Source organism: Rhizobium sp. GN54 (assembly GCF_021026345.1).
Lineage (GTDB): Bacteria > Pseudomonadota > Alphaproteobacteria > Rhizobiales > Rhizobiaceae > Mycoplana.
In genome coordinates this window covers 109,620-124,850 of the sequence record NZ_JAJNCZ010000006.1, presented here as the reverse complement: position 1 = coordinate 124,850, position 15,231 = coordinate 109,620, and the positions used below count along the sequence as shown (strand labels likewise).

14 protein-coding genes are annotated in these 15,231 nt (G+C 64.7%); 5 read left to right on the top strand and 9 right to left on the bottom strand.

The window, feature by feature from the left end; translation table 11 throughout:
* The first annotated feature begins 8 nt into the window (after positions 1-8).
* The 5 genes from LQK81_RS17085 to apnL are packed head-to-tail and all read left to right on the top strand — an operon-like array spanning position 9 to position 6,164.
* Positions 9-653, top strand: coding sequence for a DUF2291 family protein (locus LQK81_RS17085; RefSeq protein ID WP_230807575.1), 645 nt, complete (start codon positions 9-11; stop codon positions 651-653).
* A 1-nt stretch (position 654) separates the two neighbouring features.
* On the top strand, positions 655-2,199 hold the full coding sequence (locus LQK81_RS17080; RefSeq protein WP_230807574.1) for a sugar ABC transporter ATP-binding protein: 1,545 nt from the start codon (positions 655-657) through the stop codon (positions 2,197-2,199).
* On the top strand, positions 2,199-3,263 hold the full coding sequence (locus LQK81_RS17075; protein WP_230807573.1) for an ABC transporter permease: 1,065 nt from the start codon (positions 2,199-2,201) through the stop codon (positions 3,261-3,263). The genes LQK81_RS17080 and LQK81_RS17075 overlap by 1 nt, the downstream gene beginning before the upstream one ends.
* 4 nt (positions 3,264-3,267) lie before the next feature.
* Positions 3,268-4,302, top strand: a complete 1,035-nt coding sequence (locus tag LQK81_RS17070; protein WP_230807572.1) for a Gfo/Idh/MocA family protein — start codon at positions 3,268-3,270, stop codon at positions 4,300-4,302.
* On the top strand, positions 4,299-6,164 hold the full coding sequence (gene apnL, locus LQK81_RS17065; RefSeq protein WP_230807571.1) for a D-apionate lactonase: 1,866 nt from the start codon (positions 4,299-4,301) through the stop codon (positions 6,162-6,164). The genes LQK81_RS17070 and apnL overlap by 4 nt, the downstream gene beginning before the upstream one ends.
* A 77-nt stretch (positions 6,165-6,241) precedes the next feature.
* Here the strand turns inward: apnL and LQK81_RS17060 are convergent, their stop codons facing one another.
* From LQK81_RS17060 to LQK81_RS17020, 9 genes are all read right to left on the bottom strand, one after another.
* Entirely contained in the window at positions 6,242-7,159 is a 918-nt protein-coding gene (locus LQK81_RS17060) for a LysR substrate-binding domain-containing protein (protein ID WP_230807570.1), read from the bottom strand.
* A gap of 111 nt (positions 7,160-7,270) precedes the next feature.
* The gene (gene ahpF, locus LQK81_RS17055) at positions 7,271-8,851 is read right to left on the bottom strand and encodes an alkyl hydroperoxide reductase subunit F (RefSeq protein ID WP_230807569.1); all 1,581 of its coding nucleotides are present in this window, start codon (positions 8,849-8,851) and stop codon (positions 7,271-7,273) included.
* Positions 8,852-8,958: 107 nt separating this feature from the next.
* On the bottom strand, positions 8,959-9,522 hold the full coding sequence (gene ahpC / locus LQK81_RS17050) for an alkyl hydroperoxide reductase subunit C (RefSeq protein WP_112597245.1): 564 nt from the start codon (positions 9,520-9,522) through the stop codon (positions 8,959-8,961).
* A 193-nt stretch (positions 9,523-9,715) separates the two neighbouring features.
* On the bottom strand, positions 9,716-10,810 hold the full coding sequence (locus LQK81_RS17045; protein WP_230807568.1) for a lactonase family protein: 1,095 nt from the start codon (positions 10,808-10,810) through the stop codon (positions 9,716-9,718).
* 136 nt (positions 10,811-10,946) lie between these two features.
* Complete coding sequence (locus LQK81_RS17040; RefSeq protein ID WP_230807567.1) at positions 10,947-11,696, bottom strand: FadR/GntR family transcriptional regulator; 750 nt, start codon at positions 11,694-11,696, stop codon at positions 10,947-10,949.
* Positions 11,697-11,774: 78 nt separating this feature from the next.
* On the bottom strand, positions 11,775-12,242 hold the full coding sequence (locus LQK81_RS17035) for a VOC family protein (RefSeq protein ID WP_230807566.1): 468 nt from the start codon (positions 12,240-12,242) through the stop codon (positions 11,775-11,777).
* Positions 12,242-13,528, bottom strand: a complete 1,287-nt coding sequence (locus LQK81_RS17030; protein WP_230807565.1) for a TRAP transporter large permease — start codon at positions 13,526-13,528, stop codon at positions 12,242-12,244. Before LQK81_RS17030 ends, LQK81_RS17035 begins: the two co-directional genes overlap by 1 nt.
* 33 nt (positions 13,529-13,561) lie before the next feature.
* Positions 13,562-14,065, bottom strand: a complete 504-nt coding sequence (locus LQK81_RS17025) for a TRAP transporter small permease (protein WP_230807564.1) — start codon at positions 14,063-14,065, stop codon at positions 13,562-13,564.
* A gap of 12 nt (positions 14,066-14,077) precedes the next feature.
* Positions 14,078-15,115 carry a TRAP transporter substrate-binding protein gene (locus LQK81_RS17020; RefSeq protein WP_230807563.1) on the bottom strand — a complete coding sequence of 346 codons (1,038 nt, stop codon included), beginning with the start codon at positions 15,113-15,115 and terminating at the stop codon, positions 14,078-14,080.
* Between the last annotated feature and the right edge of the window lie 116 nt (positions 15,116-15,231).

Below are 15,231 nucleotides of genomic sequence, written 5' to 3'. Positions count from 1 at the left end.
TGCGTTCCATGGCATTTGTCCGGACTGCGACGCTGACGGCGGCCGCGCTGGCGCTGGCTTTGTCCGGCTGCAAGATCATCAAGACACCGACCGCCGAAGAGGCGGCCGAAGCGGCCAGCGGCGGCTTCAACCCGGAGCGGCAGGCAGCCGAGCTATGGGACGAGAAGGTGATCCCGTTCCTCGACCAGCGCGCAGGCCCCTTCCAGGAGGTCGCGGCACTGGCAGGCAGCGACCCCGATGCGGCCGGCGCCAAATACGGCCACAAGGAAGAACAGGGCAGCGCGCCCTGGACCTATGCGGCGAAGGTCTCCGGCACCGTCGTCAAGGCCGAGACCAAGTCGCGCGCCGCCTATCTCGATACCGACATCGACGGCGACGGCAAGGCCGACGTGCGCATCCAGATCGGCCCGGTCATCCGCGGCACGGCGATCCGCGACAGCCTCGACTTCGTCAACTTCAACGAATTCAAGAACCAGATCCAGTGGGCCGAGTTCGGCAAGGCCTTCAACAACCACCTCAATGCGGTGACGCTGGATAAGCTGCCGCGGGAGGCGCTGGAGGGCCAGAAGGTCGAGGCCGTCGGCGCCTATCCGCTTCCCTCCAAGGGACAGCTGCCGCTTCTGACCCCTGCAACGATCACGATCGGTGGCTGAGATGGCCGAGATCGACGAAGGCGACATCATCCTCAGGCTGGACGACGTGACGAAGGTCTATTCGGGCATCGTCGCCGTCAAGCACGCCAACCTGGCGCTGCGGCGGGGCGCGGTGAACGTGCTCGTCGGCGAAAACGGCGCCGGCAAGTCGACGCTGATGCGCATGATCGCCGGCGTCGAGAAGCCGTCGCTCGGCCGCATCCTGCTCGACGGCAAGGAAGTGGAGTTCAATTCGCCGGCCGATGCGCAGAAGCACGGCATCGGCATGGTGTTCCAGGAGCTGAACCTGTTCGGCAACCTCTCGGTCGCCGAAAACATCTTTGCCACCCGTGAAATCATCCGCGGTATCCGCGGGATCGACCACAAGGCACAGGTGGAGAAGGCCAACCATTTTCTCGACAAGCTGGATGCCGGCATCAGTGCCGAGACCATGGTAGAAGACCTGCCGATCGGCCAGCAGCAACTCGTCGAGATCGCCAAGGCGATCTCGCTTGACACCCGCATCCTGATCCTCGACGAGCCGACCTCGGCACTGTCGGCTGCCGAGGTCGACATCCTGTTCAAGGTGATCGGCGAGCTGAAGGCGCAAGGGGTGGCGATCGTCTACATTTCGCACCGGCTGGAAGAGCTGATGCGGATCGGCGACTATATTACGGTCCTGCGCGACGGCCAGATCACCGGGCAGGCCATGGTCAAGGACATCGACACCAAGTGGATCGTCCGCTCGATGATCGGCTCGGACGCCAAGGACTTCGCCAAATCGGTCGATCACAAGCTGGGCGACGAGGCCTTCCGCGCCGAGGAAATCAGCCTGCCGCGCAAGACCGGAGGGCTCGCCGTCGACCACCTGTCGATCTCGGTCCGCGCCGGCGAGGTGCTCGGCATCTACGGGCTGATGGGCGCCGGACGCAGCGAATTCTTCGAATGCGTCATAGGCCAGCATCCGCACTCGACCGGCAAGGTCTTCGTCGCCGGCAAGGAGGTCGTCGAGCGCGACACGCCGGCGCGCATCAAGCGCGGTCTGGCGTTGATCCCGGAGGACCGGCAGCGCGAAGGCCTTGTCCAGGTGCTTTCTATTGCGGCAAACCTGACCCTCGCCAGCCTCGAGAAACTGACGCGCTTCGGCTTCCACATTCGCGGCGACCGCGAGCAAAGCGCGATCCGCGATGCAATCCGCGATCTTTCCATCAAGGCGCCGAACCCGGATTTCGACGTCACCTCGATGTCCGGCGGCAACCAGCAGAAAGTGGTCATTGGCAAGGCGCTGATGACCAATCCGAAAGTGCTCCTGATGGACGAGCCGAGCCGTGGCATCGATGTCGGCGCCAAGGCTGACGTGTTTCGCACTATGCGCCGGCTCGCCGGCGAAGGCCTCGCCATCCTGTTTTCGACCTCCGATCTCGAAGAGGTCATGGCGCTGTCCGACCGGATCGCCGTCATGAGCAACGGCAGGATCACCAAGATATTCGACCGGGCGGACGCGACCGAGGAACTCATCGTCAAGGCCGCATCCGAGGGACACAAATCCACAAGGGAAGTCGCGTGATGAGCACCGTAACCACGACCCAGAACACCCAGGCCGGCGACGGCGGCTCGATGCTCCTGACCCTGATGAAGCTTCGCACCTTCATCGCGCTCTTCGCCGTGATCGCCTTCTTCTCGGTCTTCGCGCCGAACTTCCTGTCGACCGCGAACCTCATCCTGATGTCGAAGCACGTGGCGCTCAACGCGTTCCTCGCGATGGGCATGACCTTCGTCATCATCACCGGCGGCATCGACCTTTCCGTCGGCTCGATCGTCGGCCTCTGCGGCATGGTCGCCGGCGGGCTGATCCTGTACGGCATCGACCTGCAGATCGGCTACACGATGTACTTCAACATCTTTGAGGTCGCCGCCATCACCCTGCTCGTCGGGATCGCGATCGGCGCAGTCAACGGCCTGCTGATCACCAAGCTCAACGTGGCGCCGTTCATCGCGACGCTCGGCACGCTCTACGTCGCCCGCGGCCTGGCACTCCTGTCCTCCGGCGGACAGACCTTCCCGAACCTCCAGGGCAACCCGGATCTCGGCACCACCGGCTTTGCCTTCCTCGGCTCGGGCCGGATCCTCGGCCTGCCCGTCTCGGTGTGGATTCTGGTGATCGTGGCGCTGGCTGCGGCCTATATCGCGAAATACACGCCGATCGGCCGCCAGATCTTCGCCGTCGGCGGCAACGAGCGCGCCGCGCGCATGTCGGGTATCAAGGTCGACCGCGTGAAGATGTTCGTCTACATGTTCTCCGGCTTCTGCGCCGCCATCGTCGGCATCGTCATCTCGTCGGAGCTGATGGCTGCGCATCCGGCGACCGGCAACTCCTTCGAGCTCAACGCCATTGCGGCGGCCGTCCTCGGCGGCACCTCGATGTCCGGCGGCCGCGGCACGATCGGCGGAACCATCATCGGCGCCTTCGTCATCGGCATCCTGTCGGACGGCCTCGTCATGATGGGCGTTTCCTCCTTCTGGCAGATGGTCATCAAGGGTATCGTGATCATCGTGGCAGTGGTCGTGGACCAGGCCCAGCGGCGCCTGCAGCAGCGGGTCGCCCTGATGCAGCTCGCCAAGAAGGACTGACGGCATGCAAGAACTTCGTGGTGCCCTGATCGGCTGCGGCTTCTTCGCCGTCAACCAGATGCACGCCTGGAACGATGTCGAGGGTGCCGGGATCGTCGCCATCTGCGACCGCGACCCGGAGCGGCTCGCAATCGTCGGCGACCAGTTCGGCATCGCGCGCCGCTATACGGACGCAGCACAGATGTTTGCCGATGGCGGCTTCGACTTCGTCGATATCGCCACCACCGTCCAGAGCCATCGGGCGCTCGTCGAGCTGGCTGCCCAGCACAAGGTGCCGGCGATCTGCCAGAAGCCTTTCGCCAGGACCCTGTCGGACGCAAAGGCCATGGTCGCCGCCTGCCGCGCCGCCGGCATTCCGCTGATGGTGCACGAGAACTTCCGCTGGCAGACGCCGATCCAGGCGGTCCGCAAGGCGCTCGACGCGGGCGCGATCGGCGAGCCCTTCTGGGGTCGCTTCTCCTTCCGCTCGGGCTACGACGTCTTCTCCGGCCAGCCCTATCTCGCCGAGGGCGAGCGCTTCATCATCGAGGATCTCGGCATCCATACGCTCGACATCGCCCGCTATATCCTCGGCGACGTGAAGAGCCTGACGGCGCGGACCAGGCGCGTCAACCCTGACATCAAGGGCGAGGACGTGGCGACGATCCTGCTCGACCATGAGGCCGGCGCGACGTCCATCGTCGACGTCAGCTATGCGACGAAACTTGGCACGGAGCCCTTCCCCGAGACCCTGATCGAACTCGACGGTACCAAAGGCACGATCCGCCTGTCACAAGGCTACCGCCTCGAGATCAGCAACGCGGCCGGCACCACCATCACCGATGTCTCGCCGAAGCTTCTCTCCTGGGCCTCGCGGCCCTGGCACAACATCCAGGAAAGCGTCTTTGCGATCCAGAAGCACTGGGCCGAACGACTGCGGGACGGCGGCGAACCGTCCACCTCGGGCGCGGACAACCTGAAGACCTTCGCGCTGGTCGAGGCAGCCTATGAGAGCGCGGCCTCCGGCCGTCCGGTGGACATCGGGGCGCTGTTGAAATGAGCACGGCGCCGTTTCTGCTCTATGGCACGCATGAAGCCGAGGGGGCGCCGGTCCGGCTGGTCGCAGGCCGGCTTTCGGCGGACCTCGCAGACGGCAATCTCCGCACCATCACCTATGACGGCGTCGAGGTCCTTCGCGCCATCTCCTATCTCGTTCGCGATCGCGACTGGGGCACCTACAGCCCCAGGATCGAAGACCTGGAGATACAACAGCGCGACGAGGCCTTCATCGTCTCCTATCGCGCCCATTGCGAGGGACCGGGCGGAAGCGTGCTTGCGATCGACGTGCGCATCGCCGCATCGGAAGGGCGCCTGACCTTCGAATCGAAGGCGCAGTCGGCGACCGGTTTCGAGACCAACCGCTGCGGCTTCTGCATTCTCCACCCGATCGACGGCATAGCCGGCGAGCCGGCCATGGTCGAGCACGTGGACGGCCACCGTGACGAAACCGTCTTTCCGGACCTGATCGAGCCGTGGCAGCCGTTCAAGGACATGCGCGCCATCACCCACACCGTCGCCGACGGTGTCGTGGCCGAATGCCGGATGGAAGGCGATACCTTCGAGATGGAGGACCAGCGCAACTGGTCTGACGCCTCCTACAAGACCTATGTCCGTCCGCTGGCACTCCCCTGGCCCTACAAGATCCAGGCCGGAGAACCCGTGCAGCAGCAGATCGTCCTCTCCATTCGGGACCGCCGCGAGGCCAAGGCCACGAGGACAAACGGCGGCCATGAGCCGGTGACCATTCACCTGGGACAGCACCGGGGCCGGATGCCCGCGATCGGTCTCGTCATAACGCCGGAGGAAGCGAAGGCGACACTCGCCGCCCGCGCGCTGATGGCCGAGATCGGTCCCCAGGAGCTTCTCTTCCACTTCGACCCGGGTGCCGGGCACGGGCTGGAGGCGCTGAGGGACTTCGCGGAACTTGCAGCGCTGCATCCCGGCCGCACGACGCTGGAAATCGCCCTGCCCTGCCGCGAGGCGCCGGCGGAGGAGACGCTGGAGATCGCCCGGCAGATGCATTCCGCCGGGTTTGCTCCCGATGCGATCGTCATCTCCCCGTCCGTCGATCGCCAGTCGACGCCGCCCGGCAGCAAATGGCCGGAATGCCCGCCCCTCGATGAGGTTTATGCTGCCGCCCATGCGGCCTTCCCGGGCATCCGGATCGGCGGCGGCATGCTCAGCTATTTCACCGAGCTGAACCGCAAGCGCGTGCCTCCCGAGAGGCTTTCCCTCATTTCGCATTGCACGAACCCGATCGTCCATGCCGCCGACGACCTCAGCATCATGCAGACACTCGAGGCCCTGCCCTTCATCACCCGGTCGGTGCGGGCGATCTATGGCGACATGCCCTACCGCATCGGCCCGTCCACCATTCCGATGCGGCAGAACCCCTATGGCAGCCGGACGATGGACAATCCCGGCCTCGGCCGCATCCCGATGGCCAACCGCGATCCGCGCCACAACGGGCTCTTCGCCGAAGCGTTCGCGCTCGGCTATGCCATCCGGGTGCTCGAGGCGGGTCTCGAATGCCTGACGCTGTCCGCCCTGAGCGGCCCGTTCGGCCTGGTCGCCGGCCGCGACGAACCGACCCCGGAAGGCAGCGAGCGGCCGCTTTCGCGGACCGTCAGGACATTGGCCGGGCTCGCCGGCGCGCCGTGGCAGTCCTGCGTCTCCTCCGCACCCTCGCAAGTGCTCGCCTTCGTCGCCGAAGCCGCCGATGGCCCGACCCTGCATCTCGTCAACCTGACGCCGGCAGTCAAGACCGTCGATCTCCGCGGTTTGCAACCGGCAGATCATCCAGCCCGGACCGACGCTGAGCTTTCCCCTTACGCGACCCTGACAGTGGCGCTTGCTCGGTGACGGTGGCGCCCTATGCGCCGGATCGCGCGATCCGAGCCTGATCGGGCAAGCGCGCTCTTGTGCGAGCTGAATCGGCTTCAGCCCGCCTTGTCCATAAGTTCGTCGACAAGAAGGGCTTGCGAGACCTCGCGCAAAAGCAGGGCCATGTCCTTCAGGAAGTCGCCCAGCGCCGAACTCCTGCGCCAGCACAGCGCGATCTGGCGGCTCGGGGCCGCGTTCTGGAAGCGCAGGATCCGGATATGGTCCGAGGCGGGGGACCGCGTGGCGAGCTCCGGCAGGAGCGTCATGCCGACATCGGCGCCGACCATCTGCCGCAGCGTCTCCAGGCTCGTGGCCCGGAACGAGCCGCGCTCGGCCGCGCCCGAGGCACGGCAGACGTCGAGGGCCTGGTCGCGCAGGCAATGCCCCTCTTCCAGAAGCATCAGGTCGTAGCCGGAGAGTTCGTCGAGCGCGAGGCAACTGCGCCTTGCCAGATCGTGCGTCGCCGGCACGGCGAGCAGGAACGGCTCCTCGAACAGAAATTCCGCCTGCAGCCGCTCGTCGTCGACCGGAAGCGCCAGCAACACGGCGTCGAGCTTGCCCTCGCGCAGTCGCGCCATCAGGCTCTCGCTCTTCTCCTCGAACAGCAGCAGTTCCAGCTTCGGATAGCGCGCGCGGATGCGGGGCACGACGTGCGGGAGGAGATAGGGGCCGAGCGTGGGGAAAATGCCGAGCCGCAGCGAGCCCGTCTCCGGATTGCGGCAGCTCATCGCCGAGCGGCGCATCTCGCCGACCTCGGTCATGATCCGCCGCGCACGCGCCACGACGTCGCGTCCGAACGGCGTCAGCATGACGGACCTCGGCGACCGCTCGATCAGCGGTGCGCCAAGGTCTTCCTCCAGCTTGCGGATCTGCATGGACAGCGTCGGCTGGCTGACATGGCAAGCCTCGGCGGCCCGGCCGAAATGCCGGTGGTCGGCGAGGGCGATCAGGTATTCCAGCTCGCGCAGCGTCATGAAGGATTCGATCCGTATGCGGCCCGCAGGTCTCGCGACGGGTCCCCGCGGCGCCGCTTCAGGGCCATCTTGAAGGTACGCCGCGCCTTACCGACGCGGCCTGGAGCAGCATCAGGCTGCCTTGGCGGAATCCGTCTCGGGGGCGGACGTCCGCATCAGATGGTCGAACGCCGCGAGCGAGGCCTTGGCCCCCTCGCCGACCGCGATCACGATCTGCTTGTAAGGGACGGTCGTGCAGTCGCCGGCGGCGAACACGCCGGGTACCGAAGTCTGCCCGTGGTGGTCGACGACGATCTCGCCGCGCGAGGACAGCTCCACCGTGCCCTTCAGCCACTCCGTGTTCGGCAGCAGGCCGATCTGGACGAAGATGCCTTCGAGGGCGAGCGTGTGGCGCTGGCCGGCGATGCGGTTCTCGTAGGTGAGACCCGTCACCTTCTGGCCGTCGCCCAGAACCTCGGTCGTCTTCGCCGAGAGCAGGATGTCGACGTTCGGCAGGCTGCGCAGCTTGCGCTGCAGCACGTCGTCGGCGCGCAGCTTGTTGTCGAACTCGATCAGCGTCACGTGGCTGACGATATTGGCGAGGTCGATCGCTGCCTCCACGCCGGAATTGCCGCCGCCGATGACCGCCACGCGCTTGCCCTTGAACAACGGGCCGTCGCAATGCGGGCAATAGGCGACGCCCTTGTTGCGATAGTGATCCTCGCCGGGCACGCCCATCTGCCGCCAGCGGGCGCCGGTGGAGAGGATGACGGTCTTCGAACGCAACGTCGCACCGTTGGCGAGCTCGACCGCGATCTCGCCGTCGCCGGGGATCAGCTTCTCGGCCCGCTGCAGGTTCATGATGTCGACGTCGTACTCGCGCACGTGCTCTTCGAGCGAGGCGGCAAGCTGCGGGCCCTCGGTGTGGCGGACGGAGATGAAGTTCTCGATCGACATGGTGTCGAGCACCTGGCCACCGAAGCGCTCGGCGGCGATGCCGGTGCGGATGCCCTTGCGCGCGGCATAGATCGCAGCCGCCGCCCCTGCGGGTCCGCCGCCGATCACGAGGACCTCGTAGGCGTCACGGGTGTTGAGCTTCTCGGCGGCACGGGCGGCCGAATTGGTATCGAGCCGGGCGACGATTTCCTCGATCTCCATCCGGCCTTGACCAAACAGCGCGCCGTTCAGGTAGACGGTCGGAACCGACATGACCTGCCGGCTTTCGACTTCCGAGGGGAACACGCCGCCGTCGATCGCCACATGCCTGATGCGCGGGTTCAGCACCGCCATCAGGTTCAACGCCTGCACCACGTCGGGGCAGTTCTGGCAGGAGAGCGAGAAATAGCTCTCGAAGGTCAGTTCGCCGTCGAGATCGCGGATCTGGTCGATGATGGCCTGCTCGGTGCGCGGCGGATGGCCGCCGACCTGCAGCAGCGCCAGCACCAGCGAGGTGAACTCGTGGCCCATCGGGATGCCGGCGAAACGCAGGCTGATGTCGTGCCCGGGGCTGTTCAGCGCGAACGACGGCGCCCGCTCGCCGTCGTCGCGGCGCTCGGTCACGGTGATCTTGTCGCAGAGGCCGACCAGGGCGTTCAGGAGCTCCATCATTTCCTTCGACTTCGCCCCGTCGTTGACGGAGGCGACGATCTCGATCGGGCGAACGACCTTTTCGAGATAGGCCTTGAGTTGGGATTTCAGGGTTTCGTCGAGCATCGGGCACTCCACTCTAAGCGTATAGACTGCAGCCACGGCCCCTTGGGGAATATGGCGGGATAAGACCACCCCTCCGAACCGGCCGGAGGGGCAGCCGTCATTCGAAATCAGATCTTGCCAACGAGGTGCAGCGAGGGAGCGAGCGTCTTTTCGCCCTCTTCCCACTTGGCCGGGCAGACTTCGCCCGGATGCGCGCGCACGTACTGCGCCGCCTTGATCTTGCGCAACAGGTCGGCGGCGTTGCGGCCGATGCCTTCGGCGGTGATCTCCATCGCCTGGATGATGCCATCGGGATCGACGATGAAGGTGCCGCGGTCGGCGAGGCCTTCGCCTTCGCGCATGACGTCGAAGTTGCGGGTGATCGTGCCGGTCGGGTCACCGATCATCGCATACTGGATCTTGCCGATGGTCTCGGAGCTGTCATGCCAGGCCTTGTGGGTGAAGTGCGTGTCGGTGGAAACCGAGAAGACCTCGACGCCGAGACGCTGCAGTTCGGCATAGTGGTCGGCGACGTCACCGAGCTCGGTCGGGCAGACGAAGGTGAAATCGGCGGGATAGAAGAAGAAGACGGCCCACTTGCCCTGGATGTCGGCTTCGGTCACTTCGATGAACTTGCCCTGCTTGAAGGCCTGTGCCTTGAACGGCTTGATGGGGGTGTTGATGAGGGCCATGGGAACTCCTGTCAGAAATTGCTGCAAAGCGAAATGTCGCCTTCGCGGCGCAACATAGACAGGTTGTCTCGATAAATGAAATAGATAAATCCTCGATTTTCGATAGGTGCGAACTATCGTCGCGGCACAGCAGCAGAAGACGGGGACGAGCGGAGATACACCGTCCACATCGCGTTGCGTGTTCAGAAAACAGTCAGGCGAACAGGACGCAGACGGGGCTGCCGGTCTCGAACGTCTCCCCGACCGGCGTCAGGGAGCCGTCCTCCCGATCGATCGAGAACACCGACAGGCAATGGCCGTCCTGGTTGGCAGCGACCAGATAGCGGCCGCCGGGATCGATCGCGAAGTCGCGCGGCACCGCGCCCCTGGTGGGATACCAGCCGATCCGCCTCAGCGAACCGTGCACGGGATCGACCTCGAAGGCGGCGATCGTGTCGTGGCCCCGGTTGGAGGCATAGACGAAGCGGCCACCGGGATGGACGCGGATCGCGGCGCATGCCGAATCGCCTTCGAAGTCGTCCGGCAGGGTGGAAACCTCGTCGAGCAGCCTGATCTCCGTCTGCGAATAGGCATAGCAGCCGACCGTGCAGCCGAGTTCGTGGACGACGAAGACCTTCGTCCCATCGGTCGAGAACGCCAGATGCCGCGGCATGTGGCCGCCCTTCGTCTTCACCACGAGGTCCGGTTGCGGATCGATCAGCGATCTCCCGATCGCATGCCGGGCGATCTCGTCGGTCCCCGCGTCGCAGACGAGAACGCTGCTGCCGTCCGGCGTGACCGTCGCCTGATGGACATGCGGCCCCTCCTGCCGGCTTTCATTGGGCCCGGTGCCGTGGCGTTGCAGGTTCGTCGCAATGCCGGTCGGCATGCCGGCCGCGTCGAGCGCAAAGGTGAGCAGGTTGCCGCTCCCGTAGTTGGAGACGAAGAGCCGTCTGGCCTCCCGATCGAGCGAAACATGGCACGGGCAATCGCCCGCAACACCCACGCGGTCAAGAAGCGTCATGTCCCCGGTGCGCACATCGAGGCTCAGCGCCACGGCCGCCGCCCCGTCCCTCTCCGGCATCTCCTCCACCGCGTAGAGCATGCGGTGACCATCGGACAGCGCCAGATAGGTCGGGTTGTGCAGGGCCGTGAAGCACGACACCGGCGTGATGCGGCCCGTATCGGCGGAAAGTCGCAGCACGCTGATCCCCTGTCCGCGTGCCGCCACATGCGGCAGGGAATGGGTGTAGCTGCCGACAATGAGCGTGAAGTCGTCCGGCGGGCATGCCTGTTCTGCGATCGTCAAGGCGTCCTCCACCAAGCGGGTCCGGCGGCCCCCCGCGATCGTCCGGCACCTTGTCGTCTTGGCCGGAAGGTCAAAGCGTCATGAGAACAGGGTACCCTGTTCAATCGTTGCCGGTCCCATGGCCTGAGCACGGCTCTCACATCGGCGGAGATTGCTGCCAGAGGGCACTCCCCTCGACGGTCTCGCCGAAGAAAAGCCGGGCCTGAGCCGTGCGGATGTGGAATTGCATCCGCTCGCGCGCCGCAACGGCGTCACCCCTCCGGATGGCTTCAAGCACCAGGCTGTGTTCGCGCTGCACCGCTTCGATGTTCTTTGCAGGGCGCCCCTGGAGGAGCGTTCGGGCCAGTTGCACGATGAATTGCATGTCCGGCGCGATCCTGTCGAGCACCTCGACGAAAAAGGCGTTGCCGGTCGCGAGCGCCACGGCGCGGTGGAAGACGATGTCCTCGTTGGTGCCGTCAGAGGCGCTGTGCATCGTGGAGGCGAGATCCGCGGCCGCCTTGGCGATGGCCTCCAGTTGCTCGTCCGTCCGGTTCTGTGCGGCAAGGAACGCTGCCTCTCCTTCCAGCGACACTCGGAACTGATAGAGCTTCTGAACGTCGGAAATGCTGGAGACCGTACGCGCGGCGGCGCTGCCGTTTACGCCGTCCCGCCTCTCGGCAGCGGCGACATAGCTGCCCGAGCCCTTCTTCGAGCGGATGATCCCCTCCTCCCGGAGGCGGCCGAGCGCTTCGCGAACGATCGGACGGGAAACGCCGAACTGGGCACTGAAATCGGCCTCGGAAGGAAGGCGCGTTCCCGCGCCATACTTTCCGGAGTGGATTTCCTGCAGCAGGTCCGCATAGAGGACATCGCTCAACCTAGGACGCTGGCCCGCTTTCGACACTCCGGATCGTCTCCCCTAACCTTTGCAATCAACCTAACCTGTTAGGACAACTTCAGCAATCTGACAACTCAGCGTGGTTCACCGCCCCGACCGGGGATCGGCCCGCTGCAGGAGTTCGACAAGAAGGCCGTTCGGATCGCGAAGATAGACGCCCGTCAATCCCGTCGCTGCACCCTCCGTGATGGTGGTGACTTTCCCGGCCGGTTTCGCCCCCGCGGCCACGCAGCGCCGAAGCGCTTCGGCCGGATCATCGACCCTGAGGCAGACATGGCCGACACAGCTGGCATTGGCCGGCGCGGGCTGCTCCGGCGTGGCGCCGCCGCGGATGAACTCCAGGAACTCCAGATGCACGCCCTCGCCGAAGAGATGGACGATCCGGAGCGCTGCGTTCGGAACGCCCGTGAAGGCACTGATCCACGCACCCGTGCGCTCGACGATAGGACTTGCCGTCAGGCCGACAACCCGGGTCCAGAACTCCACCGTGCCCTCGATATCGCGCGTGACGAAGCCGGTATGGTCAAATGTATTGTCGATTGCAGTCGCCATCAGTCCATCAACCCCATGAGACGCGGCAGGAAGAGCACGAAGCCGGGCGCGAAGGTGATGACCATCAGCACGACCGCGTTGATTGCCAGGAACGGAAGGACCGCCCGCGTGACCGCTTCGAAACGAACCTTGGCGATTTGGGCGGTGATGAACAGCAGCAGCCCGACAGGCGGCGTCAGCATGCCTTGAATGATGTTGAAGCAGACGACGACGCCGAAATGGACCGGATCGACGCCCATTTGCTGGGAGACCGGGAAGAGGACGGGCACGCAGATGATGAGCGCCGGCAGCGTATCCATGAAGGTGCCGAGCACCAGAAGCAGGATATTGACGAGCAACAGGAAGACCAGCGGGTTCTCGCTGATGGCGAGGATCAGTTGCGCCGCCTTCGCCGGCATCTGCTCGGCGGCCAGAACCCAGCCGAAGAGGTAGCCCGTCGCGGCGATGAGAAGCAGGCCGCCCGTGCTGACTGCCGTCTTGATCAGCACTTCGCGCAGCTTGCCGAGCGTCAGCGTGCGATAGACGAAGGCGCCGACGACGATCGCGTAGAGGACGGCTGCGCCCGCAGCCTCCGTCGTCGTGAAGATGCCGCCGAAAATGCCACCGAGAATGATGACCGGCATCATGAAGGCAAGCGTCGCGTCCTTGAAGCCGGCATGGATGTCCTTGAAGCTCGAGCGCGCTTTCGGCGCCGGGAGCCGCCCGGTGCGGGCGTAGTAGTAGACGAGCCCCATCTGGGCGAGGCCGAGCAGCATGCCCGGGAGGATGCCGGCCGCAAAGATCGCGGCGACCGACACGTTGGCGAAGACCGCATAGAGGATCATCACCATGCTCGGCGGGATGATCGGCGCAATCGTCGCGGAGGCGGCCTGAAGGGCGGCCGCGAATTCCGGCCTGTAGCCTTCCCTCTTCATGGCCGGAATCATGACGCCGCCGACGGCTGCCGCATCTGAGGTCGCGGTGCCGGAAATGGCGGAAAAGAACATGCCCGCAATGACGTTGACCTGCGCGAGCGCCCCGCGAACATGTCCCATCAGGATGACGAAGAAGCCGATCATGCGCTGCGTGATGCCGGTCGTGTTCATCAGCTCGCCGGCAAGCAGGTAGAAGGGGATGGCGAGCAGGATGAAGTTGTCCGTTCCCTGATAGAGCTTCTGCGGCATGACCATCAACGTGTTCAGGTTGCCGGTCGAGAGGATATAGACAAGAGAGCTTGCGCCGAGCACGAAGGCGATCGGCATGCCCATGAGCATGAAAATGGTGAAGCTGACGGCAAGCGCAATCATGTATCGGGTACCTGTCTGAAGCCGGGTGATCGCTCAGGCGATCTCGTCGACGTGGAATTCCTGACGAAGCGGCACGCGACCGGCAATGAGGCCGCGGATCCTGACGACGAGGTGCAGGATCATGAGGACGCAGGAGACGGGGATCGCGGAATAGGCAATCCAGAGTGGATAGCCCGTGACCGGATAGGTCTGGCGGGAGGTGAGCGAGATCAGCCGCCAACTGGCATAAATCACCAGGACGAGGAAGATCATGACAAAGATATCCGTCACGACTCGGGTCGCGAGCACCTTCCTGTCCGACCAGCCGTCGCGCACCGATTCCATGGCGACCAGCTCATTTGCCCTCACCGCACTCGAGGCGCCGAGAAAGACCATCCATGTCAGGATCGCGCGCGCGAGTTCCTCCGACCAGGGGAAGGAGCTGTTGAACACGTAGCGCGCGACGACGGCCGTGATGATGATCACCGTCTCGATGGCCGCGAACAGGAACAGGAGGTTGCGGACCACCTGGTCGATGCCGGAACTGATCTTCTCCATGCCTTGCCCCGATCAGTTCTGCGCAGCCGTCTTCATGGCGTTGACCTGCTCGACGAATGTGCGCGTCACCTCGGATTTCTCCTGGAACTGCGTATAGACCGGCAAGGTCTCCATGCGCAGCGCCTCGATGTCTACCGTGTGGAAGACGACGCCCGCATCCTTCAGCTTCTGGGTATATTCCTCGACCTGCGCGACACTCTGCTCGTAGCTGCGCGTGCCCGCATCGTCAGCCGCCTTCTGCACGACTGCCTGCAACTCGGGCTCCAGCCCGTCCCAGGCCGCCTGGTTCATCGAGATCAGCGGCACGTTGTTGAAGTGGCCCGACGTGGTGACGTGCTTGGCGACTTCGTGGAACTTGCCGGAATACATGCCCACCACATCCGTCTCGAAGCCGTCGACGACACCCGTCTGGAGCGCACCATAGACTTCCGGAAACGGGATCGGCGTGGGATTGGTGCCGATCGCCGCGAAGGTCGCGACATTGAGCGCGCTCTGCATCGTCCGCAGCTTCAGCCCGCGCAACACGTCATTGCCGGTAATCGGCCTGGTCGTGACGAAATCCCGGAAGGGCGAGTAGATGAAGGAGAGCGTTTTGGTACCCGTGTCCTCGTCGACAGCCTTGCGGATCGTTTCGCCCGGGGCCGCCTGAAGCGCCTCGTGCATGAGCTTGAGGTCGCCATCGAAGAGCCAGGGCAACGAGAGACCGTCCAGCGAATCGGTGAAGGCGGACATCGGCGCCGGCGAGATGAAACCGATATGCTGCGTTCCGATCACGATCGCCTCGAACATTTCCCGGTCGCCGCCAAGCTGGCCGCCGGGGAAAAGATCGATCTGGATGGCGCATTTCGAATTAGCCTCGACCTGCTCCTTGAAATGGACGGCGGCGGCGTAGGACGGATGGCCGGGATCCGGCGCCTGGACGAGACCGAGCGAGAAGGTATGATCCGGCGCTTCGCAGGCGGACACGACCTGATGAGACGCCGCCATGAAAAAGGCGGCAAGCGCTGTCGTTGCAGCAAGTTTGCCGAGAACGCGTTGCGGCTTGGGCATGGTGATCTCCTCCAAAGACAGACTGGCTGCGCTGACCCTCCCGCAACCTTTGTCCGGACCATGCGGATTTATGACATATCTGTCAATATGTAAATTAAGGCTTTTAGGACGGATAT